We start from the raw sequence: 26,040 nt of genomic DNA on the forward strand, positions 1-26,040 counted from the left end.
TATGATTGGCCGGTCTGCTTACAATGGCTGGGTCCTCTTGAAGGACCGGGCCGGCAGGCCGGCCAATACCTTTTGCACATCCGTCCGTGATCGTCCACGTCCGCCCCGCGCGGCATCGAATGTGCGCACGCAATCCAGGTTTCAGGGAGTTCAATGAACGCCGTCCAGAGGTTCATCAGAAGCAAAGTGCTGCTGTTGACCGCGGCCATCTTGATCGCAGCCATGTGCTTGTCGGTCCTCGTACAAAGCCAATCGCAGGCCGCGCTCAGCCGGACAGTGGATGAAAATTCACGGGGACTCTACGATGTCCTGGTCCAGGCAAAGGCGCCCTCGGGTGCGCTGCTGCAGCCGGAGATCGCCAACGGCACCGGCGGCATCAGCTTCGAACAGCTGGAGGGTATCCGGAAGCTGTCGGGAACCTCAGTGGCAGCGCCGATAAGCCTTGTGTCCCGGGTGACGCAGAACCTTGAAGCCCCGCGGCTGGACGCTATGGACTACCTCGGCTACAACGCCGGGCTCGCAGGCACTGCGACGGCGGACCAGGCTGCCGGGGCCACTGCCCCGGCCGAGTGGCCCGCGGCAGAGTCCGTGCTGAGCGACGAGGCCAGGAAGTACCGGCTGACCGCCAGCGCAGTGAGCTCCGACGGCGTCTCAGAGCAGACCCTCTTCAAGTCCACTGCCGAAGGCACCCTGGGCAAAGCCAAGCTTGTGGAAGAACGGGCAGCCGGCGGCAGCAGCATCCGCATCGCCGCTCCCGAGGGTGAAACGGGCATCAAGTTCGCCGCCCCGGCCGGCGGCTCCGAACACAACCTGTTCAACCTGTCAGTGTCCCTGCCCCTCGCACCGGAGGTCACGGAATCCGTAGTCGCCGTCGATCCCGCTTCCGAGCGCGCCCTGCTCGGTTCTGCCGGTGACTTCCTGGCCCCGCTGGAAAAGGCCCCGCCCGCAGATGCGCGGGACGCCGGTGCTATCGGCCGCTACTTTGAAGGCCTTTTCACCAACGGTATCGGCCTGGACGAGCTGGAAGAAGGCCCGGACTTCCTGGGTGTAAAGCTCAAGTACTGGGCACCCCTGATGACGCAGTACCAGCAGGCCAAGCGCAACGGACAGCTGACGGCCGATTCCCAGGCCATTCCACTCATCGTGCGCTCGGGCACGTCCCTTGACCTGAAGTACAACGTCAAGATCGAGGAAATCGACGACGCCGGCAAGGTAGTCAAGGACGTCGGAACAGTCTCCCGGTCGTTGGGGGAGGACTACCTGCCGTTTGTCTCCAAGGACCCCTTCGTTCTCTCATGGCCCGGATCCACGGACCACTCCTCGCTGCTCGGAGCCACCGGCAACTTCAACCAGGGCCTTTACACTCCCGCTGAGTGGAGCACGGACTTCGCTGCGGCCCCGAAGTACACCGACGGCGAGGAAGCGGCTAACGGCGCCGTCGGCAAGACGGCTGTGCCCGGCGAATGGGTCACAGTCAACCGGCTGCCCGAAAAGAGCGCCAACGGTACCCCCGTTGACCAGACCCAGCGCGAGCCCGTGGACGAGCGCTCCTACCGCGAGAACCTGGAGACGGGGGAGCAAAAGGCAGCAGCTCCCCTTGCCATGGTTTACGGTACATTCGATCCTTCCGCAGTGGCAGAGGCTGCCGGGGACGTCAACAAGCTTCCCTTGGGCGGCTACGACCCCACTACCTTCACCCTGGTCAAGGACGCCGAAGGTAAGGACGTCCCGGCCGCTGAGCTTGAACCTTCCTTGAGTGCCACCGGCCTTGCCAGCCAGTCCGCAGGTGCCATCACCGATTACTACGGCCTGGCGGCTGCCCGGGGCTACAAGGACAACGCCGCGGTCATCGACGCCGTCCGGGTCCGGGCCGATGCGCCCGGCAGCTGGAAGGAAGCCCAGCCGGACGTGGAGAAGCTGGCACGTGAGATCCGGGACATGGGCCTGGAGGCCACCATCGTTGCCGGCTCTGCCCGCGAGGACGCCAGCATCTTCGTCCCCGGCTACTCCAAGGACGACGCCGGCAAGGAATCCGCCCTGGGAACCGTCCAGCAGTCATGGGTCAGGCAGAATGCAGCCGACGCCGTGACAGGGTCCCTCTCCGGAACGAACATCACGCTGCTCTTCCTGACGCTTTGCGGTGCAGCGCTTCTTACAGGTGCTTCCACCGTGAGCTATATCCGCAAGCGGCGCAGCGAGGCAGGAACCCTGCGCGCCATGGGGTGGACCCAGCGCCGGATCCGTAGCTGGGTCCTGGAGGAATTCGGTGTGGGCGCGGTACTGCTTGCCATTGCCGGGCTCGTTCTGAGCCTGGTCAGCTGGAGCCTCACCACCGCCCTCGTGTGCGTTTCCGTCCTGGTCCTCTACGCCGGTGCTGCGTTCTTCGCGGCGCAACAGCTTCGCCACCGCGACGTCATCGACCAGGAGCCGCAGCACGATGAGCGCCTCATACCGGTGGATTCGCCCCTGACCTTCGCGAACCGCCAGCTGAGCACCAACAAGTTCAACACCCTCGCCCTGGCTGTTGCCGTTGGCGTCTTCGGGGCAGCCGTCGGCGGGCTCATCGCGTTGCTGATCGATATTCCCCGCGCGGCCGGCGCCAGTGCGCTGAGCGGGCTCGCCGCTGCCAGCGTGGCGCTGCCGAGCATCCTCCTGGCGCTTGCCGGGGTGGTCGTGGGACTGGTCCTGACACTGGTCACCGGACGGTTTGAACTCAACGCGAAGCGGCAGTACCTCGGGATCCTCGAGGCCATGGGGTGGAACCCGGACATGCTCCGCCAGGTCCGCCTGTTCGAGAACGCGCTGGTGGGAACGGTAGCCCTGCCGCTGGGCGTGCTCGGCGCCCTGGGCATCGGCCTGCTGCTCGCCCCTTATGCCGCACTGTGGGCAGGCGTGGCCGGCCTCGTGGCTGTACTTTGCTGGATACCGATTGCAACGAAAGTGGTCCAATGACAAACCAGACCAATGTCCAGCGGAGCCGCAGGAGCGGCTCCGGCGACGTCCCCCTGCAGACGCGCGCCAACACCATCCTCAAGGCCGCTGACCACGGCACCCCGCTGGAACTCAGCGACATCACCATCCGCTACGGCGGCGGCAAAGGCGGTGCTGAGGCAGTCAGCGTGGTGGAAGGCTTCGACCTGACCCTGCATGCCGGCGAGATGCATTGCGTCGCCGGCCGAAGCGGCTCCGGCAAGACCAGCATCCTGACGGTCGGCGCGGGGCTTACCCTGCCGACGTCGGGCCGTGTCTTCTGGGAAGGCGATTCCTTGGAAAGCATGGGCGACGACGAAATCGCCGACCGCCGTCGTGCCCTCATCGGTTACGTGGACCAGGGCGGCGCCCTCATTGACGGAATGAGCGCGCTGGAGAACGTCCTCCTGCCGGCTGTCCCGGACGGCGAGGTGGACCAGCGCCGGGACATGGCCAAGGACCTGCTTGACCTTGTGGGCCTGGGCCGCCGCATGCGGCACCGCCCCGCCCAGCTGTCCGGTGGTGAACGCCAGCGCGTCGCCATCGCCCGTGCCCTGATCCTGGGGACCAGGGTCCTGGTGGTGGACGAACCCACCGCAAGCCTGGACCGTGCCTCCGCAAACCGGATCATCAGCATCCTGAAGGACACCACCTCGGATGGCATCGCGGTCCTGGTGGCTTCGCACGACCACGAACTCGTCCGGCTCAGCGACTCCCTGACCGAACTGATCTAGCCTGTCCCTCCGCACCAAAGGTAACGTCCGCACGTGACTGCTTCAGAGAAAACGCCGTTCTACATCACCACGGCCATCACCTACCCCAACGGCGTGCCGCACATCGGCCACGCCTACGAGTACATTGCCACGGACGCCATGGCCCGCTTCAAGCGGCTGGACGGCTATGACGTGATGTTCCTGACCGGCACGGACGAGCACGGGATGAAGATCGCCCAGACCGCTGAAAAGGAAGGCATCACGCCCAAGGAACTGGTGGACCGGAACGCAGAGGTCTACAAGGCGGCACACTCGGCCCTGGGCATCTCGTACGACCGTTTCATCCGGACCACGGACGAGGACCACTACGCCGCCTCGCAGGCCATCTGGAAAAAGATGGAAGCCAACGGCGACATCTACCTTTCCAAGTACGAGGGCTGGTACTCCGTCCGGGACGAGGCGTTCTACGGCGAGGACGACACGGTGGTGAAGGACGACGGCGTGCGCTACTCCAAGGAGACGGACACCGAGGTGACCTGGACGGCGGAGGAGAGCTACTTCTTCCGACTTTCCGCCTACCAGGAAAAACTGCTGGCCCTTTACGAGGCCCAGCCCGAGTTCGGTGCCCCGCAGTACCGGTTCAATGAAGTCATCAGCTTCGTAAAGCGCGGCCTGGAGGACCTGTCCATCAGCCGGACCACGTTCGACTGGGGTGTGCCGGTCCCGGGCAACGACAAGCACGTGATGTACGTGTGGGTGGACGCCCTGACCAACTACCTCACAGGCGTGGGGTACCCGGATGTCGACTCGGAAAAGTTCCGGAAGTTCTGGCCGGCCGATGTCCACATTATTGGCAAGGACATCTCCCGGTTCCACGCCATCTACTGGCCCGCCTTCCTGATGAGCGCCGGCCTGGAACTGCCCAAGCGGGTGATGATCCACGGGTTCCTGAACAACAACGGCGTGAAGATGTCCAAGTCGCTGGGCAACGTCGTGGCCCCGGCCGACTTCGTGGAGCAGTACGGCCTTGACCAGGTGCGCTTCTTCTTCCTCCGCGAGGTGCCTTTCGGTGCCGACGGCAGTTACAACCATGAGGCAATCGTTGGCCGGATGAACGCGGACCTCGCCAACAACTTCGGAAACCTGGCCCAGCGGTCCCTGTCCATGGTGGCCAAGAACTGTGATGGCAAGGTTCCCGTCCCGGGAGTGTTCACGGCGGAGGACAACGCCATCCTGGCGCAGGCCGCAGGGCTCCTCGATGCTGCGCGGGCTGCCTTCGACAAGCAGGAATTCAGCCGTGCGCTCGAAGCGATCTGGGGCGTCCTGGGTGACACCAACGCCTACTTTGCCGAGCAGGCGCCCTGGGTACTGCGGAAGACCGACGTCGAACGCATGAACACGGTTCTGTACGTCACGCTTGAAGTCCTGCGGATCGTGGCCATTCTTGCCCAGCCGGTCATGCCGGCCGCAACAGCGGCGCTCCTTGGCACCCTCGGCCAGCCGGAAGGGGAGGCCCGCCAGTTCTCTGCGGTAGGAACGCCGATTGCGCCCGGGACGGAACTTCCGGCTCCGTCACCGGTGTTCCCCAAGTACGAGGAGCCCGCTGAGGCCTGACGCTCTCCCACTTCCTGCACGTTTTCCACGAACGCTCTTTCACCAGAAGTGAAGGACGGCAGCTGAGAATTGCTCGTATGCTGAGACAGCTTGACCAGCATATGGATGTCTTGGCTACGCTGAAAGTATGAGCGCATCGTCCATTGATCTTGCAGTTATTCCCGGCGACGGCATTGGCCCTGAGGTCATTGCGGAAGCACTTAAGGTGCTGGAGAAGGCTGTCGCTTCCGAGGGCGTCGAGCTCAAGCAGACGCACTACAAGCTCGGCGCCGAGCACTGGCTGGCCACTGGCGAGACCTTGCCGGACCACGTCCTGGCGGATCTTCGGACCCGGGATGCCATCCTGTTCGGGGCAGTAGGTGCAGCCCCTGGCGATACCCGCATTCCCTCCGGCATCATTGAGCGCGAGATGCTGCTCAAGCTCCGCTTCAGCCTGGACCACTACGTCAACCTGCGGCCCTCCCGGCTCTATGGAACCGTGGGCAGCCCGTTGGCCAATCCCGGAGTCATCGATTTCATCGTGGTGCGCGAAGGAACCGAGGGCCCGTATGTGGGCAACGGCGGCAGCCTCCGCGCCGGTACTCCGCACGAGGTTGCCACCGAAGTCTCCCTGAACACTGCCCATGGCGTGGAGCGCGTGGTCCGCGATGCCTTCCGCCGGGCCAGCGCGAGGGAGCGCAAGCACGTCACCCTGGTGCACAAGCACAACGTCCTGGTCTACGCCGGGCACCTCTGGAAGCGCACGGTCGAGGCCGTGGCGCAGGAGTTCCCGGAAGTCACCCACGACTACCTGCACGTGGACGCCGCAACCATCTTCATGGTCACCGATCCGTCCCGCTTCGACGTGATCGTCACGGACAACCTCTTCGGCGACATCCTCACCGATCTTGCTGCAGCCATTACAGGCGGCATCGGACTGGCAGCTTCGGGGAACATCAACATGGACCGCACAGCGCCGTCCATGTTCGAACCGGTCCACGGCTCCGCTCCCGATATCGCCGGCCAGGGCAAGGCCGACCCCACAGCCGCCATCCTGTCCGCAGCCCTCCTGCTGGACCACCTCGGCTACACCCGCGCAGCCCGGAGGATCGAGGCGGCAGTTGTTGCCGACGTCGAAAAGCGCGACGGCGGTGCACGCACCACCAGCGCGGTGGGCGACGCCATCGCCGCCGGCCTGTAGCCGCGCCTGGGGCTGGCGGCAACGGGCGTAAGCTTGTCTCGAATCACCAAATGCCGCCTTGACGTTCAACGCTGAAGCCAGGGCGGCCGATCGTGGAGGAACCATGACTCAGACTGCCCACGGCGTCGAATTTTCGCAGCAGCTCTCGGACAACCCGAAGTCTGCTGAAGAGCGTGCAGCCATCCTGGCCAACCCGGGATTCGGCAATCACTTCACCGACCACACCGCCGTCGTCGACTACAGCGTGGACGAGAACGGCAACGGCGGCTGGCACAACGCCCGGGTGGAAGCCTACGGACCGATCTCCCTGGACCCGTCAGCTGCAGTGCTGCACTACGGCCAGGAGATCTTCGAAGGGCTCAAGGCCTACCGGCACGCCGACGGTTCCATCTGGACGTTCCGCCCCGAGGCAAACGCCGCGCGCCTGAACAAGTCCGCCCGCCGGCTCGCTCTTCCCGAACTGCCGGCAGAGTACTTCCTCGCGGCCATCCGGGAGCTCGTTACCGCCGACAAGGAATGGGTTCCCTCCGGCGACGGCGAAGCCCTGTACCTCCGGCCGTTCATGATCGCCACCGAGGCCTTCCTGGGTGTCCGTGCGGCCAGCGAGGTTTCCTTCCGGGTGATCGCTTCGCCGGCCGGCAACTACTTCGGCGGCGAACTCAAGCCTGTGTCCATCTGGATCTCCCGCGAATACGCCCGCGCGGGCCGTGGCGGTACCGGGGCAGCGAAGTGCGGCGGCAACTACGCGGCTTCGCTTATCGCCCAGCAGGAGGCCGAAGCCAACGGCTGCAAGCAGGTCCTCTTCCTGGACCAGTTCAACGACAACGCCGTCGAGGAACTGGGTGGCATGAATGTGTTCTTCGTGATGAAGGACGGCTCGCTGGTCACTCCCGCGCTCACCGGCACCATCCTGGAAGGCGTCACCCGGATGTCCGTCATCCAGGTGGCCAAGGACATGGGCCGCGAAGTCACCGAGCGCAAGATCACCTTGGACGAATGGCGCGACGGCGTTGCCTCCGGCGAGATTGCCGAGGTCTTCGCCTGCGGTACTGCCGCCGTCATCACCCCGATCGGGGTCCTCAAGGACACCACCGAGTTCATCGGCTCCGAGGATGCCAAAGCGGGGGAGACCACCATGGCCATCCGCGAAAAGCTGCTCGGCATCCAGACCGGCGCCGTTCCCGATACGCATGGCTGGCTGACCCGGCTCGCCTAGCCTGCCCCGTTTCAAACATACGACGGCGCCTGCCGGACCTGGGTCCAGCAGGCGCCGTTGCGCGTGGTGTCTGTTCCTTCCGGCAGGGGAGGGTTAGCGCCGGGCAGCTTTCCTGGCGGCATTCTTTTGAGCCTTCCGGGAGACAGGCTTCAGGGCCTTCCGGGCCGTTTCTTCGGCGATGGCCTGGTTGCGGCGGGCATCAATGATGTCGTTCCACAGCGTGGTCGCAAAGACGCCGCCGTCCTGGGCATAGACGTCATAGGGATACCCGGCAAAGACGGACGGCGTGGTGCTGCCGGTGGGCAGCTCCTGCCCTGCTGCCTTCGCGACGGCGTCACCCACAGCCCAGGTCCTTGTCAGGTGGGGTGTCAGGTTCTCCTGGACAAACAGGGGGGCGTCCCCGGAGGCAGCGGCGCGCTTCAGGAGCTGGTCCAGTTCTTCCGCCAGGAGCCCTAATGCCGTTTCCTCCACGGGTTCCGTACCCCGCTTGAGATCCTTGGTGAGGCCATCCACCGCCTCGTTCCAGTCCGCGGTCTCGCGGAACTTCTTCCAGGTGGGAAACCAGACAATGCTGCCCGTCGCGTGGTTGTGGATATGCCGGACCCCACTGCTCTTCTCCGTTGCGGCATGGTCGTTGCCGGCGGCATCGGCTTCGGCGAGGAGGTCGGCAAGTCTGGTTGCGGTGCTCATAGGGTGTGGTTCCGGCTTTCTAAAGGATCGATTAGTCTTCCTTGGTGGTCAACCCGGAGCCCTGCCTGTTCTATTCCGGCGCCTTATCCGGGCGGGAACGGCCAGGGGGCACGTGCCGATGCAAAGATGGGATGGTGACTTCAGCTTCCGGCCCCATCCTGCAGCGCAGCTCAGCCCTGACAGAGTTCGTCCTGGCACCCAACCCGGGTCCCATGAGCCTCGCCGGCACCAACTCCTACGTCCTGCGGCACCCCGGTCATCCGGGCGCCGTCGTGGTTGACCCGGGTCCCCTGGAGGAAGCCCACCTCCAGGCACTCGCCGGTGCCGGCCCCGTTGAACTTATCCTCATCACCCACCGCCACGCGGATCACACCGCCGGCTCCGCACGGCTGCATCAACTGACTGGCGCCCCGGTGCGCGCCGCTGACCCTGCCCACTGCCACGGAAACGGCACGCCGTTGCTCGACGGTGAGGTACTCCATTCAGCAGGCCTCGACGTCAACGTGGTGGCAACGCCCGGCCACACCTCCGATTCATTATGCTTCCACCTTGCCGGCGACGGCCCGCAGGGTTCGGTGCTGACCGGGGACACCATCCTGGGCAGCGGCACCACAATGCTTGACTACCCGGACGGGACCCTCGGGGAGTACCTGGCCTCTCTCGACAGGCTGGAATCGCTGGGGCCGGCCACCGTCCTGCCCGCCCATGGCCCTGTCCTCCCGTCCTTGACGGAGGTCGTCGGCGACTACCGCGCCCATCGCCTCGAACGCCTGGCGCAGATCCGCGCTGCCCTGGTCCGGCTCGGCCAGGATGCCGCCGTCGGTGACGTTACTGACGCCGTCTATTCCGACGTCGACCCTTCCGTGCGGCGCGCTGCTGAGACCTCCGTTGCCGCCCAGCTTCACTACCTGCGGGGCTGAGCCGCCGGGCCGTAAAACGACAGGCGCGGGGGTGGCGAGACGGTAGGGTAGGAGCCATGCGTATTGCCAGGTTTGTCGTCGATTCTGATCCCCTCTACGGCGTTGTCGAAGGTGACACGGGCAGTGAGGAAATCACTGTCATCCACGGGGACCCTTTCTTCAACGGGGTGGAACGTACCTCCGTCCGGCACAAGCTGGAAGACGTCCGGCTGCTCGCCCCCATCATTCCGCGCAGCAAAGTCATCGGCGTGGGACGCAACTTCGTGGAACACGCGCATGAACTCGGAAACGAAGTTCCCGCCCAGCCGCTTCTTTTCCTGAAGCCCAACACCGCCGTCGTTGGCCCCAACGATCCCGTGGTGCTGCCTGAGTTCTCCGAGGAAGTCTCCTTCGAGGCGGAACTGTGCGTCGTGATCGGACGGATCTGCAAGGACGTGCCCGAGGAACGCGTGGACGACGTGATCTTCGGCTACACGTGCGGCAACGACCTCACGGCCAGGGATGTCCAAAAGACCGATTTGCAGTGGACCCGGGCCAAGGGCTTTGACACCTCGGCGCCCCTGGGCCCGTGGATCGAGACCGACCTTGATACCGAGGACCTGCAGATCCAGGGCCGGCTCAACGGCGAGCTGCGGCAGGACGGCAGCACCAGCCAGATGATCAGGGGAGTCCGCGAACTCGTGTCCGTTGTCTCGCAGGCATTTACCCTCCTTCCCGGCGACGTGATCATGACCGGGACGCCCGCCGGAGTGGGCTTGGTCAACGCCGGGGACCGCTTCGAAGTGGAGATCGAGGGGATCGGCCGCCTGTCCAACCCCATCGTCCGCCGCTGACGCCCGGCTCCGCGCCGGGGCTCGGCGCCAGACGGTAAAGTTGGAGCCACTATGACTACTGCTTCTGCGTCGAATGCTGCCTCCATCCCGCCCGTCACTGCCGACACGCCCGTCCGGGTCCGCTTCTGCCCCTCGCCCACGGGCACTCCCCACGTCGGGCTGATCCGCACGGCACTGTTCAACTGGGCCTACGCCCGCCACACCAAAGGCACCATGGTGTTCCGGATCGAGGACACGGACTCGGCGCGGGACAGCGAGGAAAGCTACCACCAGCTGCTGGACGCACTGAAGTGGCTGGGGATCGACTGGGACGAGGGCGTGGAAGTAGGCGGCCCGCATGAGCCGTACCGGCAGTCGCAGCGGAGCGACATCTACCAGGACGTCATTGCCCGTCTCCGGGAGGGTGGATTTGTCTACGAGTCGTACTCCACGCCGGAGGAAATCGAAGCACGCCACCGCGCCGCGGGACGCGATCCGAAGCTGGGCTATGACGGCTTTGACCGCCACCTGACGGAGGAGCAGCTCGCCCAGTTCAAGGCAGAAGGCCGCGAGGCCGTCCTGAGGCTGCGGATGCCCGATGAAGACATCACCTTCAATGACCTCGTGCGCGGCGAGATCACCTTCCGTGCCGGGTCCATCCCGGACTTCGCAGTGGTCCGTGCGAACGGAGCGCCCCTGTATACGCTGGTGAACCCGGTGGACGATGCCCTGATGGGCATCACCCATATCCTTCGGGGTGAGGACCTGCTCAGCTCAACGCCGCGCCAGATTGCCCTCTACCGCGCCCTGTACGCCGTCGGCGTTGCACAGTACATGCCCGAATTCGGCCACCTGCCGTACGTGATGGGCCAGGGCAACAAAAAGCTCTCCAAGCGCGATCCCGAATCGAGCCTGTTCCTGCACCGGGAGCGCGGCTTCATCCCAGAAGGCCTGCTGAACTACCTCTCGCTCCTGGGCTGGTCCCTGAGCGCCGACGAGGACATTTTCACCGTTGAACAGCTGGTGGAGCACTTCGATATCCACGACGTCCTGGGCAATCCCGCACGCTTCGACCTCAAGAAGGCTGAAGCGATCAATGGCACGCACGTCCGGATGCTCCCGCCTGACGTATTCCGGGAACGCCTCGTTCCGTACCTGCGTTCAGCGGATCTGGTGGGGGAGATCCTAACCGACCGTGAAGAGGAAATCCTCACCGAGGCCGCGCCGCTGGTCCAGGAGCGCATCACGCTGCTGGGCGAGGCGCCCGAAATGCTGGCGTTCCTCTTCAAAGCGGATGACGCCATCGACGTTGCCGCCGATGCCCGGAAGGGACTCCCGGAGAACCTGGTGGAAGTACTGGATGCGGCCATCGCAGCGCTCGAACCTGTCGAGGACTGGACGCCGGACAACATCCAGACCGCGCTCAAGCAGGCACTCGTTGAGGACCTTGGCATCAAACCGCGCCTCGCTTTCGGACCGGTGCGTACGGCCGTTTCGGGCCGACGGATCTCGCCGCCGCTGTTCGAGTCCATGGTGATCCTGGGCAAGGAGTCCTCCCTCCGCCGCCTTCGCTCATTCCGCGGCTGATGACGGCTCCCATGCAGGTAGGCGGCGCGGTCCTGGACACGCCTTTCGGCTCTGTCCGTGGGGTGCTCTTCGATATCGATGACACCCTGGTCGACTTGGAATATTCGATGACCACTGCCTTGCGGGAAGTCAGCGAACACCTCCTGCCCGGCCTTGACCAGGCCGGGTGGGAGCGCTTCGGGCGCATCTTCACGCATGAGACCACGCACTACTACGACCGCTACCTGGCAGGTGAACTGACGTTCAACGAACAGCGCCTGCTGCGGGGCCGGGCGGCCTTGGGCCACTTCGGGATTGAACTTGCCGAGGGCGAGCAATCTCATCAGTGGCTTAGCGCGTACATGGAAAAGCAGCCGGCCTACGTAAAACCGTTTCCGGATGTGATGCCGCTGCTGGATGTCCTGGACGAAGCCGGCATCCCCTATGGGGCGGTCAGCAACAATGTGCATGACTACCAGCGCGCCAAGCTGGATGGGGCTGGACTCGCCCGGGTCAGGCGGCTGGTGGGAACGGACACCCTCGGTGTGGCCAAACCGGATCCGGCCATCTACCTCGAGGGCGTCCGGCTTCTGGGCACCGCCCCTGCCGACACGCTGTATGTGGGAGACAACCGCCTCCTTGATGCCGAGGGCTCGACGGCGGCCGGCCTCCTGGGTGTCTGGCTGAACCGGGCGGGGGAGGCGGCAGCCGGATTCGACGGCGGAATGGTCACCTCCCTGGACCAGCTGGTCAGCTAAGTCACACCTGGCCGATTTGTGCGGGCCCGAAGTCTCGGGTAAAGTAATTTCTCGTGCTGAGGCGCACGGAGCAGGGCAAAGGCCCTGAAAACCGGCCCGAAAGTATCATTGGGATATGGTGTAATTGGCAACACTACGGTTTCTGGTACCGTCATTCTAGGTTCGAGTCCTGGTATCCCAGCTCTGTTCAGAGGCCCCGCTGCGGGCCGAAAGCAGAAGGTTTCAGCCGGTTCGCCGATTTGAAACCACAGCAAAGTGTGTGAAACAATCACTGAGCTGACCAGCGGAAACGCTGGAAAGAAGTACGGTAAAGTACACGGCCCCATCGTATAGCGGCCTAGTACGCCGCCCTCTCACGGCGGTAACGCGGGTTCGAATCCCGCTGGGGTCACCAACGAAATGGTCCCGGGCAAACGCCCGGGGCCATTTTTCGTTCGGCGGCAAGCCGTGGAACGCCATCAACGGGACCATCCCGTCGTCAACTGGCATGATGTTGCTGTGACCTCCCGGAACGAGCAAGACGAACCGCACGATTCGCAGACGGCTCCGCCCGCACTGGCGGCAGTGACCCTGCTGGAAGAGGTGCGGGGTGATCTTGCCGCCGTGGCACTGCCGCTGGCACTGCCGGACGTTGAGCAGGCCCGGCGTGACGCCTCCGGTGCCCTCGCCCAGCTGGACGACTACATCCTCCCGCGGTACCGCAGCCTCGATGCCCCGCTACTGGCCGTCGTCGGCGGTTCCACCGGCGCGGGCAAGTCCACACTCGTCAACGCCCTGGTTGGCCACCCCGTCACCCGTTCGGGCGCCATCCGCCCCACCACCCGCCAGCCCATCCTCCTGCACCACCCGTCGGAGGCAGCCTGGTTCGAAGGCCAGCGCGTCCTGCCAAGCCTGAGCAGAATCCGCGGATACGTGGCCAGCAGTCCTGTGCCAGCCAGCCGCGCAGGCGCCGTTCCTGACGCAGGCGCCATGTCTTCCCTGGTGCTGGTGGCCGACCCCGCTGTCCCTGCAGGCATCGCAGTCCTGGATGCTCCCGACGTTGACTCAATTTCAGATGACAACCGCAAGCTGGCAGCGCAGCTCCTTGCTGCTGCCGATTTGTGGATCTTCGTCACGACAGCCAACCGCTACGCGGACGCCGTCCCGTGGAAACTGCTCCTGGACGCAGCTTCGCGGGACATCATGGTGGCTGTGGTGCTGGACCGCGTACCGCCGGAGGCGGAAAAGGAAGTCAGCGAGGACCTGCGCAGCCTCCTGGACCGCGAGGGCCTGGACGCCGCACAGCTGTTCATGATCCCGGAGACCACGTTGGATCCACTGGGCATGCTGCCGGCCGGCACCGTCCTTCCCTTAAGGACGTGGCTCGGAGAGCTCGCCGCAGATGCCGCCGGCCGTTCGGAGATCGCCCGCCGTACACTCAACGGGACAGTCAGGGCACTGGCCGGCCGTGTTGCTGCCGTGGTACAGGCGGCCCGGGAGCAGCAGGCTGCTGCGGACAACCTTGAAGCCGCGGCGGCATCGGCCTATGGTGATGCTGCCGGCCGGATTCTCGACGCTACCAAGGACGGTGCACTGCTGCGGGGTGAGGTGCTCGCCCGCTGGCAGGACTTCGTGGGCACCGGCGAGTTCTTCCGGGTCCTGGAACAGAACGTGGGCCGGTTTCGCGACCGGATGGGGGCCTTCTTCCGGGGCGAGCCGCCGCCCGCCGTGCGCGTCGAGGCAGCCATCGAGACGGGGCTGCAGGCGGTCATCATCGACGAAGCTGCAAATGCCGCCGAGGACACCGACCAGCGGTGGCGGACCGACCCGGCAGGGCGCCAACTGCTGGGGACGGACGACCTTTCCGGGACCACGCCGGGCTTTGAGGACCGGGCCGCTGCCGAGATTCGCGCCTGGCAGGAGGCCCTGATGGAACTCATCCGTACTGAAGGACAGGGGAAGCGGACCCAGGCCCGCTGGCTGTCCTTCGGGATCAACGGGCTGGGGGCCGCACTGATGATTGTGGTGTTCTCGATGACGGCCGGCCTGACAGGACTCGAGGTTGGGGTGGCAGGCGGAACGGCGGTTGTGGGCCAGCGGCTGCTCGAAGCAGTCTTCGGCGAGGACGCCGTACGGCGCATGGCCGAAAAAGCTCGGGAGGACCTGCACGCCCGCTGCCAGCGGCTGTTGGAGGACGAGCAGCAGAAGTTCCTTTCCCGGCTGCCGGAGCGCGATGAAAGAGCCCCGCAAACCCTTGCCGCCCACGCCGCAGCCCTGGTCCGTCTGGCGGATACCGCATGAGCCGCCACAGCGACACCCGGGACGAGTCCCGGCTTGACCGCCGGCTGGCGGCCCTCAACGACGCCCGTGAGCTCGGTGAAGGGGTCCTTCCGGATGCGTCGCTCCAGGAAGTATTCACCGTCCTTGAGCGGGCCAGTTCACGCCGGTCGCTTTCGGCCGACCACACGGTGGTGGGATTCTTCGGAGCCACCGGAAGCGGCAAATCCTCCCTGTTCAATGCGGTCAGCGGAGCTGAAATCGCGACGGCGGCGGCGCGCCGGCCCACAACGTCGGAACCTTTGGCGGGGGTGTGGGGAGCGGAAGGCAGCGAGCCGCTGCTCGACTGGCTGGAGGTCCGCAACCGGCACCACGCGGCAGCTGTGGAGGGCTTCGCTGACGAGGACTCTGGCCTGATCCTGCTGGACCTGCCGGACTTTGATTCCACCCGGGCATCCAACCGCGAAGTGGTCCAGCGGATGGTGGGCCTCGTGGACGTCCTGGTGTGGGTCCTTGACCCGCAGAAGTATGCGGACGCGGCCGTACATCATGATTTCCTGTCGCGCCTGGCGTCTCACGGTGCCGTGACGCTGGTGGTGCTCAACCAGGTGGACCGGCTTCCGGAGCATGACGTTCAGCCTGTCCTGGAATCGCTGCGGGCCATCCTGGCCCGCGACGGACTCGCCAAGGTCCAAGTGCTGGCGGCGTCCGCCGTGGCAGGCACGGGAGTGGACAAGGTCCGGGCGGCCATCCGGAGCGTTGCCATCAAGCGCAAAGCGCAGTCGCAGCGGCTCGCTGCCGACATCACCAGGGCATCCGCTGAACTGGGCGCAGTGTCCGGCGGGGGAGAGGCAGCCGGGGTTAGGGCGGGCGCAAAGACGCGCCTGTCCGATGAGCTGGCCGTGGCAGCCAATGTGCCAACCGTGGTCCGGGCGGTTGGCCAGTCCTACCGGCTTGAGTCTGTGAAGCGCACCGGTTGGCCGGTCACCAGATGGTTGTCCAGATTTCGGCCCGATCCGTTGCGCCGGCTTAATTTGCGCAGCGCTGCCCCGTCGGAGTTGAACCGGACCTCGCTTCCGCAGGCAGGGGCGCCGGAACGCGCGCGGACGGACGCGGCGGTTCGGGAGTTCGCTGACGCCGCCAGCGCGGGAGCCCCCGGCCCTTGGCGGGCTGCCATCCGCAGCGCCGCGCGGGAGGGCAGGGAACAGTTGCCCGATGCCCTTGACCAGGCCATCGCCGGAACAGACCTTGCCGCCAACCGCAGGTCCTGGTGGTGGGGGGTGTTCAACGTGGTGCAATGGCTGGCCCTGCTCACGGTGCTGGGCGGCCTCGGCTGGCTCGGCGTCCTGGCTGCCCTCGGCTATTTCCAGATGCCGGTTCCCGAGGTGCCAAGGGTTGAGGGCTGGCCCCTGCCTACGCTGATGATTGCAGCGGGAGTGGTTTTGGGGATCTTCCTGGCCATTACCGGCCGCTTCATTGCCGCGGCCGCGGCGAACGCCAGGGCTGCCAGGGCGCGTAAGCGGCTCAATGCCGCAGTTTCCTCCGTGGCACAGGAGCTGGTGGTGGAGCCGGTCGAGGTGGAAGTCAGCAGGCTTGCCGCTTTTAATGCCGCACTGAAGACGGCCGGGGCAGGTCAGATCTGAAAACCCGCCCCGTGCATTGAGGACAACAGCAGGCCGGCCCTGACCGGCAGCAGCTAGCTGCCGGCGGCCGCAAGTTCGGCAGCGGCGTCCCGGACCTTAATCAGGGTCCGCAGGTTGCGAGTGGTGGTGGAGGCCCTGAACTGGGGTTTGGCTGAAATTTTGCTGAAGGGGCTGTCCAAGGTTCCGCCGGCCGGTGCCAGCCAGGCCAGGGCCTCCGGCCCCAACCTTTTCTGTTCCGCGCTCTCCAGCGCAGCCCCCGCTGCATCGAGTTCATCAAGCACTGCCGGGTCGGAGGAAAGCGTGATGTAGGTGTGCGTGCTTTTGTCGTCGTCCGGGTAGGGGCAGGCTGCCACCAGTTCGGACACCCGCGCTGCGTCAAGCACCACCACCCAGGCGTCATAGCCAAACGCGTCGCGGAGGCACTTTTCGCACTCCAGCTTCACCGCTGACGCGTCGAGACTGCTTGTTAACACCACGTTGCCGCTGGCAAGCAGGGTCCGTGCTCCGGAAAAGCCCGTGGCTTTCAGCGCTTCCCGGAGGTCTGCCATTTTGATGTTGATGCCGCCCACGTTGACGCCCCGGAGAAACACTGCATAGCTGCCCATGGCGAGAATCCTAGCGCCAGCAGCCGGCGTAGGCTGTCAGGCTGTGTTCTTACCTCAGTCGTTGTTCTTGCGCAGTGCCTCGGTGAGGATACGGCCGGCGTTGCACACCACTTCTGCATGCAACCGGCCGGGCTGGCGGGTGAGGCGCTCGATCGGGCCGGAAATTGAAACGGCCGCTATGACCCGGCCGGAAGGTCCCCGCACCGGTGCGGAAACTGAAGCGACCCCCGGCTCGCGTTCGCCGAGGCTCTGGCCCCAGCCCCGCCGTCGTACGCCTGCCAGAACGGTCGGCGTGAAGCGGGCCGACTGCAATCCTTCCAGCAGGCGGTCGTGGTCCTCCCAGGCGAGCAGCACCTGGGCCGCCGATCCCGCCTTCATTGACAGCTGGGTGCCTACCGGGATGGTGTCGCGCAAGCCGATGGGACGCTCCGCAGAAGCCACGCATACGCGCCAGTCGCCCTGGCGGCGGAAAATCTGGGCACTTTCGCCCGTAGCGTCGCGCAGTTGCATCAGCACGGGGCCGGCAGATGCGATCAAACGGTCTTCGCCGGCAGCCGAGGCCAGCTCAACCAAGCGGCTTCCGAGCACAAATCGGCCCTGGATATCGCGGCTCACCAGCCTGTGGTGCACCAGTGCAAGGGCAAGGCGATGGACAGTGGGCCGGGCCAGGCCGGTCGCGGCTACGAGCTGCGCCAAAGTAGTGGGGCCGGCCTCGAGTGCATCAAGTACATGGGCCGCTTTATCAATGACACCGACTCCACTAGAATTGTCCATGTAATGATATTGCCGTCTCAATATCTGAGATGCAAATCTTTCGGCTGGCGCAGTGCGAACGTGTACTGGTTCAGTGGAACTCATCAGCCAAACAGCAGTGAAGGGAGATGGCCATGGCAAAGACATTGGCCGAGAAAGTCTGGGACGCGCACGTGGTGCGCAAAGGCGACGGCGATGGAGCCAACGCCCAGCCCGACCTTCTCTTCATCGACCTCCACCTTGTCCACGAGGTCACGTCGCCGCAGGCCTTTGAGGGCCTGCGGCTGGCCGGCAGGAAACTGCGCCGGCCGGACCTGACCATCGCAACGGAGGACCACAACACTCCTACGCTTGACATCGACAAGCCTATCGCCGACCTGACCAGCCGGACGCAGATTCAAACGCTCCGGAACAACTGCGCCGAGTTCGGTGTCCGCCTGCATTCCCTCGGTGACGCCGAACAGGGCATCGTGCACGTGGTGGGACCGCAGCTGGGTCTCACCCAGCCCGGCATGACGGTAGTTTGCGGCGACTCGCACACGTCCACGCATGGTGCCTTCGGCGCGCTGGCCATGGGCATCGGTACATCCGAGGTGGAGCACGTGATGGCCACGCAAACGCTGTCCCTGAAGCCGTTCAAAACGATGGCCATCAACGTCGAGGGCACACTGCGTCCCGGTGTCACGGCCAAGGACATCATCCTCGCCGTCATCGCCAAAATCGGCACTGGCGGCGGCCAGGGCTACGTCCTGGAGTACCGTGGGTCCGCAATCCGTGCGCTGTCCATGGACGCCCGCATGACCATCTGCAACATGTCCATTGAAGCCGGCGCCCGTGCCGGCATGGTGGCGCCGGACGAGACCACCTACGCCTACATGAAGGGCCGCCCGCACGCCCCCCAGGGCGCGGACTGGGAAGCCGCCGTCGAGTACTGGAACACCCTCCGTACCGACGACGACGCGACCTTCGACGCCCAAGTTGACCTGGACGCCGACACGCTGGAGCCGTTCGTCACCTGGGGCACGAACCCCGGCCAGGGCGTCTCGCTGTCCGAATCCGTGCCCTCCCCGGAGGACTTCGGCGACGAAAACGCGAAGGCTGCCGCCGAACGCGCCCTTCAGTACATGGGACTGGAAGCCGGCACGCCCATGAAGGAGATCCGGGTGGACACCGTGTTCCTCGGCTCCTGCACCAACTCCCGTATGGAGGACCTGCGGGCCGCGGCCGACATTATCCGCGGGCGCCAAAAGGACCCGAATATCCGGATGCTGGTGGTGCCCGGTTCGGCGCGGGTCCGCCTTGAAGCCGAGGCCGAGGGCCTGGACAAGGTCTTCAAGGACTTCGGCGCGGAATGGCGCTTCGCCGGCTGCTCCATGTGCCTGGGCATGAACCCGGACCAGCTGGAGGTGGGGGAGCGCTGCGCCTCCACCTCCAACCGCAACTTCGAAGGGCGCCAGGGCAAGGGCGGCCGCACCCACCTGGTCTCCCCGGTGGTTGCCGCAGCCACTGCCATCCGTGGCACGCTCAGCTCACCGTCGGACCTGGATCCCGATCCGGTGGTTGAGCCTGTCCAGACCCCCATCCGCACCGACGCCGCCTAGGACACCGCCATGGAAAAGTTCACCACCCACACCGGAATCGGCGTCCCGCTGCGCCAGAGCAACGTGGACACGGACCAGATCATCCCTGCTGTCTACCTCAAGCGCATCACCCGCACGGGGTTCGAGGACGCCCTGTTCTCGGCGTGGCGCAAGGATCCGTCCTTCATCCTGAATCAGGCTCCTTTCAGCGCCGGATCCGTCCTGGTTGCCGGTCCGGATTTCGGCACCGGTTCCTCACGAGAGCATGCGGTGTGGGCACTTAAGGACTATGGTTTCAAAACCGTGCTCTCCTCCCGGTTCGCCGACATTTTTCGGGGCAACTCGGGCAAGCAGGGACTGCTCGCGGCCGAAGTGGCACAGGACGATATCGAACTGATCTGGAAGGAACTGGAGAACGCTCCCGGGACCGAGGTAACCGTGGACCTCGTGTCCAAGACGGTGGTGTGCGGCAACATCGTGGCACCCTTCGAAATCGACGATTACACCCGGTGGCGCCTGCTCGAGGGACTGGACGATATCGGGCTGACCCTCCAGCATGAGGCGGACATCACTGCCTACGAAGCCACCCGGCCCGCCTTCAAGCCCAAAACCCTGCCGGCGCGCCTCTCCTGAGCCGGCTGAAGCAGCTCTGACAAGGGCGACGGCGGCGCGCCACGCCCTGCCGCCGTCGCCCGCGTATTTCGGTTCGGTAACGCGACCTCCTATGCTTGGTTGGAGCCTTTGCAAGGATTTGGGGGCTAGTCATCGTTAGGAAACCGGTATATGAGTAGTGTTCTGACCATCCGCGGCGGAGTCCCGCTGACAGGCCGCGTCACCGTCCGGGGAGCGAAGAATCTCGTTCCCAAGGCCATGGTGGCTGCCCTGCTGGGCAACGAACCGTCGGTGTTGCGGAACGTGCCGGAGATCAAGGACGTGGAGGTAGTCACCTCCCTCCTGCAGCTGCACGGAGTGACTGTAGTGAAGGACCCCGTCAACGGGGACCTGACGCTGGACCCGAAGGCAGCCAAGACTGCGCCGAGCACCGCCATCGACGCGCATGCCGGCGACTCCAGGATTCCCATCCTGCTGTGCGGCCCACTGATCCACGCCATCGGCGAGGCGTTCATCCCGGATCTTGGCGGCTGCAAGATTGGCGACCGTCCCATTGACTACCACCTGGACGTATTGCGCCAGTTCGGTGCAGTGGTGGAAAAGCGTCCCGGCGGCATCCACATCTCCGCTCCCAAGGGGCTGCACGGCGCAAAGATTTCCCTGCCCTACCCCTCTGTCGGTGCCACCGAGCAGGTGCTGCTGAGCGCCACCCGCGCCGAAGGCATCACCGAACTTTCCGGGGCGGCAACGGAGCCTGAGATCATTGACCTCATCGCTGTGCTGCAGAAGATGGGCGCGATCATCAGCGTCCAGACCGACCGCACTATCCGTATCGAAGGCGTCCGCGACCTTGGTGGTTACAACCACCGGGCGCTTTCGGACCGCAACGAATCGGCGTCGTGGGCCTCCGCTGCCCTGGTGACAAAGGGTGACATCTACGTCGAGGGCGCCTCCCAGCGCGACATGATGACTTTCCTCAACACCTACCGCAAGGTGGGCGGCGGCATGGATATCGGCGAGGAAGGCATCCGCTTCTACCACCGGGGCGGGAAGCTCACCCCCCTGGTACTGGAAACGGACGTACACCCCGGATTCATGACGGACTGGCAGCAGCCATTGGTGGTGGCGCTGACCCAGGCCGAGGGCGTCTCGATCGTTCACGAGACGGTCTACGAGAACCGCTTCGGCTTCACTGATGCCTTGATCCGGATGGGCGCCAGCATCCAGGTGCACCGGGAGTGCCTGGGCAGCGTTCCGTGCCGGTTCGGCCAGCGCAACTTCCTGCACTCCGCCGTGATTTCCGGGCCGACCCAGCTCAAGGGAACCGACATCGACGTGCCGGACCTCCGCGGAGGTTTCAGCCACCTGATCGCGGCGCTGGCCGCCACCGGAACCTCACGGGTGACCGGAATCGACATCATTAACCGGGGCTACGAGCGTTTCACCGAAAAGCTCGCGGGACTGGGTGCCGACTTCGACATCACCACGACGAAGTAGCGGTACCGACGTGAAGGAATCGGCCAAGAGCCGCACGACCCTTGCCGTGGTAGCGGGAATAGTACGTCCCCTGTTCAATCTCATGATGGACAAGAAGTGGGAGGGCACCGAAAGGTTGCCCGCCGGCGGTTTCATCGCAGCACCCAACCACTGCACCGAGATCGACCCCCTGATCATCGGCCACCTCCTCTACAACCACAAGATTGCACCGCACTTCCTGGCGAAATCCGGACTCTTTAAGGTTCCGGTTCTGGGCTGGGTCCTCCGCGCAACCAAGCAGATTCCCGTGGAGCGCTCCACGGCGGGAGCCAACCGGTCCCTCCAGCTCGCGCAGGAGATCGTGGCCGAGGGCGGCGCCATCATCATTTATCCCGAAGGCACCCTCACCAGGGACCCGGACCTATGGCCAATGAAGGGCCACACCGGTGCTGCGCGGCTTGCACTCGAGGGCGGTATTCCGGTGGTTCCGATCGCCCACTGGGGAGCCCATGAGGTTTTCCCCCGCTACGGCAAGCGGTTCCACCTGTTCCCGCGCAAGAGGTCCAGGGTAGTCGTGGGCGAGCCCGTCGATTTGAGTGCCTTCAGCGGACTGCCCCTGGACAAGGCCACGCTGACCGGGGCCACTGACGCCATCATGGATGCCATCACCCAACTCCTTGCAGAGATCCGGGGCGAGCAGGCTCCGGCGGAGCGCTGGGATCCGGCCAAGCGGCAGCAGGCGAAACACGGCCGCTTCGTGGAGCGCGGGCATCAGCAGGCCGGGGAACGGACGCCCGGTGACCTTTGAGGGCAACCACTTCGGTTCGGCCCGCTCCGTAGCAGTGATGGGTGCGGGTTCATGGGGGACGACGTTCGCCAAGATCCTGGCCGATGCTGCCACGGCGGCAGGCGAGCCGCGCGCCATCCGCCTTTGGGGCCGGCGTAGCGAAGTGGTGGAGGAAATCAACACGTACCACCGCAACTCGCAGTACCTGAAGGACATTGCCCTTCCTGACAGCATCACAGCCTCCACGGACGTACGCGAAGTATTCGAAGGCGCCGACCTGGTGGTCCTGGCCGTGCCGGCACAGTCCCTGCGCCCGCAGTTGCGCGGCTGGAAGGACTTGATCGCTCCCGGGGCCACGGTGGTTTCCCTGATGAAGGGTCTTGAACTGGGCACCGACGCCCGGATGAGCGAGGTCATCAGCGAGGAACTTGGCCTGCCCACAGAGCGCATTGCCATCGTCTCAGGGCCCAACCTCGCTATGGAGATTGCCCGCGAAGAGCCAACGGCCTCCGTGGTTGCCTGTACCGACCCCGCTGCAGCAGGCTGGATCGCACGCAGCTGCACCGCACCCTATTTCCGGCCTTACACCACCTCGGACATCGTCGGGGTGGAAATCGGCGGCATCGTCAAGAATGTTATTGCCCTGGCGGTCGGCATCTGCGAGGGCAGGCAGATGGGGGACAACACCAAGGCTTCCGTGATCACCCGCGGCCTCGCCGAAACGTCCCGCCTTGCCCTTGCTTTGGGTGGGGATGCGAAAACCATGGCCGGGCTGGCCGGCCTCGGCGATCTGGTGGCAACCTGCTCCTCGCCCCTGTCGAGGAACCATACTGCGGGGCGACTGCTGGGCCAGGGCCTCACGCTGGAGGAAGTGGGCCAAAAAATGACCCAGACCGCCGAAGGCATCAAGTCCGGCCAGGCCGTCCACGAACTGGCAGAAAAGCTGGGCGTGGACATGCCCATCACGGCCGCCGTCGTCGCCGTGCTGGCAGGCAAGCTGTCCGTTGACCAACTGGGGCCTGTCCTGCTGGCCCGGGAACTGAAACCTGAAGGCGATTACTGACCATGTCCCAAGACAAACTGACCGCATCAGAGCCGGCCGGCGGGGCAAAGCCCCGGGTTGCGGTACTTTTCGGCGGCCGTTCCAGCGAGCATGCCGTCAGCTGCGTTACCGCCGCCGGCGTTCTCGGTGCGATTAACAAGGATAAGTACGAGGTCATCCCCATCGGGATCGCCAAGTCGGGGCAGTGGGTGCTGGCCGGCGGCGATACCGCACAGTGGTCCCTGGCAGCGTCCTCGCTGCCGGAGGTGGTTCCGTCGCCGCAAACCGTGACGCTGGCCCAGATCGGCGGCGAACACCAGCTGATTGTGGCCGCACCGAACGAGGTCCCCCAGGAACTCGGCGCCGTGGACGTGGTGTTCCCGCTGCTTCACGGCCCCTTCGGCGAGGACGGCACCATCCAGGGCCTGCTGGAACTCTCCGACACCCGGTACGTCGGAGCGGGTGTGCTGGCCTCGGCAGTGGGCATGGACAAGCACTTCATGAAAGTGGTTTTTGAAGCGGCCGGCCTGCAGGTTGGTCCCTACATTGCCGTGACGGACAGGCAGTGGCGCAAGGATGCGGAATCCGTGCGGAAACAGGTGGACCTGCTGGGTTTCCCTGTCTTCGTTAAGCCTGCGAGGGCTGGTTCATCCATGGGAATTTCCAAAGTTGATTCGCTCGAGGAACTGGACGCCGCCATCGAGGAGGCGCGCCGGCACGACCTCAAACTGGTGATTGAGGCCGGAATCACCGGCCGGGAAATCGAGTGCGCAGTACTGGAGGGCAGGGGTACCGACGCCCCCCGCACCTCCATGCCGGGCGAGATCTCCGTGTCCGGCGGTACCCACGAGTTCTACGACTTCAACGCGAAGTATGTCGAGGACGATGCCGCATCACTGAGCTGTCCGGCGGACTTGCCGGAGGAAGCGATTGCCAGGGTGCGGGAGCTCTCCGCAGCCGCGTTTGACGCGGTGGGTGCAGAGGGCCTGAGCCGGGTGGATTTCTTCTACACGCCGGACGGCCAGCTGATCATCAACGAGATCAACACCATGCCCGGCTTCACCCCCAAGAGCATGTACCCGCAGATGTGGGCCGCATCGGGGCTGGACTACGCCGAGCTCATTGACGAACTCATCTACCTGGCCTTGAACCGGAAGACGGGCCTCCGCTAGGAGCCGCTCGTCTGGTGGTTGGATTTGAAAACTACTGGCTTTTCGGCAGGTTCTGCAGCTCTTCCTGGCCCACGCAGTTCCTGAGGGGCGGGATCTCACCGGCGGCAACGGCAAGATCGGCGAGGACAGTCGCAGAGCTGATCTTGTCCGGATCCATCAGGATTTCGGTGGCCGGCTCCCGGCCGTAGGTGGTCAGGGTCCAGACGGGGTCGCCTTCCTTGATCACCCAGTCGATTCCGTTGACGGTCACGCAGCGGTCGGTGGTGGGTCCGGGGACGTTCACGCCGCAGCGAAGGATCACCAGGGACGGATCACCCCAGACCGCAGTGGCCTGGCTGTTTGTTTTGCGCAGCGCGGAGTCGCCGATCGCTTCCGGCAAGGACACCATCATGGGAGCACAGGCGGGGTTTGCAGCGTCCCGGGCTGCAGGGACGTCCACCGCGGGGGAGCATGCGGCCAAGGCGAGGGAAGCAACCATCCCGGTCAGCGCCATCCTGGCAACGCGGGCGGGCAGGGAAAGCTGTGGACGGTGCATACCTCAAGACTATCGTTGCAGCTCCACTGTTCCGGACGCGGTGCCGGCGGCAAGGGCCGCAATGTCGGGGGCCCGCTGTAGCGTAGTGGCGTGCCTGAAAAGCGTTTGACCGTCCAAGAGCAGCCGCCCGCCGTCGCCGCCCTCTCCGAAACTGAGCTGCTGGCGCGGATATTTCCACGCCTCTCCATGGGTGGGGAGCACACCGTCGCTACCCTGCTCGGTCCGGGCGACGACGCCGCCGTTGTAGCGGCACCGGACGGGAAGACCGTCATCAGCATTGACACCCAGGTCCAGGACCAGGATTTCCGGCTGGAATGGCCAAACGGTTACCGCACCACTGGTTTCGACGTCGGCTGGAAAGCCGCAGCGCAGAACCTCAGCGACATCAACGCGATGGGAGGCACGCCAACTTCTTTGGTGGTGAGCCTCACCCTTCCCGCGGAGACACCTGTCACCTGGGTGGAGGACCTGGCGGACGGATTGACGGCTGGAATCACGGACCTGGGTGCCGGCAGGTGTTCGGTGGCCGGAGGCGATTTGGGCCGCGGCCGGGAAATCTCCGTGACAGTGGCCGTGCTGGGGACCCTCGACGGCCACCACGCCGTCCTCCGGTCGGGCGCCCGTCCGACGGATGTCCTGGCCCTTGCCGGAACGGTTGGGCACGCTGCCGCCGGCCTGGCAATCCTCGAATCCGCCTTAGACGTCCATGCCCTCCAGCCAGAACAGCGCTTCTTCCTGGACCTCCAGTGCAGGCCCAGGCCTCCTCTGGCTGCCGGGCCTGCCGCCCGGGCCGCCGGTGCCACTGCCATGCTGGATATTTCCGACGGCCTGCTGCGGGACGGGTTGCGGCTGGCGGCTGCCAGCGGCGTGGGCATGGATCTGGATCCGGCGCCGCTGCGCGCATTGGCAGAGGTGCTGGTGCCAGCCTCGGACCTGCTGGGAACGGATCCGATGACGTGGGTCCTGGCCGGCGGGGAGGACCATGGACTGCTCGCCACATTCCCATCGGATGTTCAGCTGCCTCCCGGATTCACTGCGATAGGCTCAATACAAGCATTGGGAAGCAACGAAAGCCCGAGCGTCAAGATAGCGGGCCGGTCCGCGGACACCGGGGGATGGGATCACTTTGCACACTAAGGT

General features: G+C 65.2%; 22 protein-coding genes and 2 tRNA genes. 20 read left to right on the forward strand and 4 right to left on the reverse strand.

The genetic code is table 11. The annotated features are described in order from the left end of the window. The first annotated feature begins 153 nt into the window (after window positions 1–153). The 5 genes from M1D32_RS08145 to M1D32_RS08165 all read left to right on the forward strand — a co-directional run bounded on the left by M1D32_RS08145 (window position 154) and on the right by M1D32_RS08165 (window position 7,693). Window positions 154–2,952, forward strand: a complete 2,799-nt coding sequence (locus M1D32_RS08145) for an ABC transporter permease (protein ID WP_458781740.1) — start codon at window positions 154–156, stop codon at window positions 2,950–2,952. Further along, a complete protein-coding gene (locus M1D32_RS08150; RefSeq protein WP_458781741.1) occupies window positions 2,949–3,704 on the forward strand; it encodes an ABC transporter ATP-binding protein in 756 nt (251 codons plus the stop codon). The genes M1D32_RS08145 and M1D32_RS08150 overlap by 4 nt, the downstream gene beginning before the upstream one ends. Before the next feature lie 33 nt (window positions 3,705–3,737). After that, complete coding sequence (metG, locus tag M1D32_RS08155; protein ID WP_458781742.1) at window positions 3,738–5,297, forward strand: methionine--tRNA ligase; 1,560 nt, start codon at window positions 3,738–3,740, stop codon at window positions 5,295–5,297. Window positions 5,298–5,424: 127 nt separating this feature from the next. Beyond that, on the forward strand, window positions 5,425–6,477 hold the full coding sequence (locus tag M1D32_RS08160) for a 3-isopropylmalate dehydrogenase (RefSeq protein ID WP_458781743.1): 1,053 nt from the start codon (window positions 5,425–5,427) through the stop codon (window positions 6,475–6,477). 103 nt (window positions 6,478–6,580) lie between these two features. After that, on the forward strand, window positions 6,581–7,693 hold the full coding sequence (locus M1D32_RS08165) for a branched-chain amino acid aminotransferase (RefSeq protein ID WP_458781744.1): 1,113 nt from the start codon (window positions 6,581–6,583) through the stop codon (window positions 7,691–7,693). A 93-nt stretch (window positions 7,694–7,786) separates the two neighbouring features. Here M1D32_RS08165 and M1D32_RS08170 read toward each other — a convergent pair whose 3' ends face one another. Next, on the reverse strand, window positions 7,787–8,383 hold the full coding sequence (locus tag M1D32_RS08170; protein WP_458781745.1) for a hypothetical protein: 597 nt from the start codon (window positions 8,381–8,383) through the stop codon (window positions 7,787–7,789). Between the two features lie 131 nt (window positions 8,384–8,514). Between M1D32_RS08170 and M1D32_RS08175 the strand changes: the two genes are divergently transcribed. From M1D32_RS08175 to M1D32_RS08210, 8 genes are all read left to right on the forward strand, one after another. Continuing rightward, complete coding sequence (locus M1D32_RS08175; protein ID WP_458781746.1) at window positions 8,515–9,303, forward strand: MBL fold metallo-hydrolase; 789 nt, start codon at window positions 8,515–8,517, stop codon at window positions 9,301–9,303. Window positions 9,304–9,359: 56 nt separating this feature from the next. Continuing rightward, window positions 9,360–10,136 carry a fumarylacetoacetate hydrolase family protein gene (locus M1D32_RS08180; protein WP_458781747.1) on the forward strand — a complete coding sequence of 259 codons (777 nt, stop codon included), beginning with the start codon at window positions 9,360–9,362 and terminating at the stop codon, window positions 10,134–10,136. A 51-nt stretch (window positions 10,137–10,187) separates the two neighbouring features. After that, a complete protein-coding gene (gltX, locus tag M1D32_RS08185) occupies window positions 10,188–11,702 on the forward strand; it encodes a glutamate--tRNA ligase (protein WP_458781748.1) in 1,515 nt (504 codons plus the stop codon). Continuing rightward, the gene (locus M1D32_RS08190) at window positions 11,702–12,439 is read left to right on the forward strand and encodes an HAD family hydrolase (protein ID WP_458781749.1); all 738 of its coding nucleotides are present in this window, start codon (window positions 11,702–11,704) and stop codon (window positions 12,437–12,439) included. The genes gltX and M1D32_RS08190 overlap by 1 nt, the downstream gene beginning before the upstream one ends. A 109-nt stretch (window positions 12,440–12,548) precedes the next feature. Next, a tRNA-Gln gene (locus M1D32_RS08195) sits at window positions 12,549–12,620 on the forward strand. A 137-nt stretch (window positions 12,621–12,757) separates the two neighbouring features. Continuing rightward, window positions 12,758–12,833, forward strand: a tRNA-Glu gene (locus M1D32_RS08200). A gap of 104 nt (window positions 12,834–12,937) precedes the next feature. After that, window positions 12,938–14,719, forward strand: coding sequence for a dynamin family protein (locus M1D32_RS08205; RefSeq protein ID WP_458781750.1), 1,782 nt, complete (start codon window positions 12,938–12,940; stop codon window positions 14,717–14,719). Continuing rightward, window positions 14,716–16,338, forward strand: a complete 1,623-nt coding sequence (locus M1D32_RS08210) for a GTPase (RefSeq protein WP_458781751.1) — start codon at window positions 14,716–14,718, stop codon at window positions 16,336–16,338. The genes M1D32_RS08205 and M1D32_RS08210 overlap by 4 nt, the downstream gene beginning before the upstream one ends. Window positions 16,339–16,391: 53 nt before the next feature. Here M1D32_RS08210 and M1D32_RS08215 read toward each other — a convergent pair whose 3' ends face one another. Together M1D32_RS08215 and M1D32_RS08220 are read right to left on the reverse strand one after the other, a co-directional pair. After that, window positions 16,392–16,943, reverse strand: coding sequence for a DUF1697 domain-containing protein (locus M1D32_RS08215; RefSeq protein WP_458781752.1), 552 nt, complete (start codon window positions 16,941–16,943; stop codon window positions 16,392–16,394). 54 nt (window positions 16,944–16,997) lie between these two features. Then, window positions 16,998–17,717 carry an IclR family transcriptional regulator gene (locus M1D32_RS08220; protein ID WP_066292257.1) on the reverse strand — a complete coding sequence of 240 codons (720 nt, stop codon included), beginning with the start codon at window positions 17,715–17,717 and terminating at the stop codon, window positions 16,998–17,000. A 113-nt stretch (window positions 17,718–17,830) separates the two neighbouring features. On the opposite strand from M1D32_RS08220, the gene leuC reads away from it, so the two are divergent. The 6 genes from leuC to M1D32_RS08250 all read left to right on the forward strand — a co-directional run bounded on the left by leuC (window position 17,831) and on the right by M1D32_RS08250 (window position 24,365). After that, a complete protein-coding gene (gene leuC, locus M1D32_RS08225) occupies window positions 17,831–19,297 on the forward strand; it encodes a 3-isopropylmalate dehydratase large subunit (protein WP_458781753.1) in 1,467 nt (488 codons plus the stop codon). Between the two features lie 9 nt (window positions 19,298–19,306). Next, entirely contained in the window at window positions 19,307–19,909 is a 603-nt protein-coding gene (gene leuD / locus M1D32_RS08230) for a 3-isopropylmalate dehydratase small subunit (protein WP_458781754.1), read from the forward strand. A 150-nt stretch (window positions 19,910–20,059) separates the two neighbouring features. Next, the gene (gene murA / locus M1D32_RS08235; protein ID WP_458781755.1) at window positions 20,060–21,385 is read left to right on the forward strand and encodes a UDP-N-acetylglucosamine 1-carboxyvinyltransferase; all 1,326 of its coding nucleotides are present in this window, start codon (window positions 20,060–20,062) and stop codon (window positions 21,383–21,385) included. 10 nt (window positions 21,386–21,395) lie between these two features. Beyond that, a complete protein-coding gene (locus M1D32_RS08240) occupies window positions 21,396–22,172 on the forward strand; it encodes a lysophospholipid acyltransferase family protein (protein ID WP_458781756.1) in 777 nt (258 codons plus the stop codon). A gap of 37 nt (window positions 22,173–22,209) precedes the next feature. Then, entirely contained in the window at window positions 22,210–23,214 is a 1,005-nt protein-coding gene (locus M1D32_RS08245) for an NAD(P)H-dependent glycerol-3-phosphate dehydrogenase (RefSeq protein ID WP_458782137.1), read from the forward strand. A 2-nt stretch (window positions 23,215–23,216) separates the two neighbouring features. Continuing rightward, window positions 23,217–24,365: a D-alanine--D-alanine ligase family protein gene (locus M1D32_RS08250; RefSeq protein WP_458781757.1), complete on the forward strand. Its 1,149-nt coding sequence runs from the start codon at window positions 23,217–23,219 to the stop codon at window positions 24,363–24,365. Window positions 24,366–24,396: 31 nt separating this feature from the next. Here M1D32_RS08250 and M1D32_RS08255 read toward each other — a convergent pair whose 3' ends face one another. Continuing rightward, complete coding sequence (locus tag M1D32_RS08255) at window positions 24,397–24,900, reverse strand: DUF3515 family protein (protein WP_458781758.1); 504 nt, start codon at window positions 24,898–24,900, stop codon at window positions 24,397–24,399. A gap of 90 nt (window positions 24,901–24,990) precedes the next feature. Here M1D32_RS08255 and thiL point away from each other — a divergent pair, with 90 nt between their 5' ends. Further along, window positions 24,991–26,037, forward strand: a complete 1,047-nt coding sequence (thiL, locus tag M1D32_RS08260) for a thiamine-phosphate kinase (protein ID WP_458781759.1) — start codon at window positions 24,991–24,993, stop codon at window positions 26,035–26,037. Window positions 26,038–26,040 lie beyond the last annotated feature (3 nt).

The organism is Arthrobacter sp. D3-16, assembly GCF_054408515.1.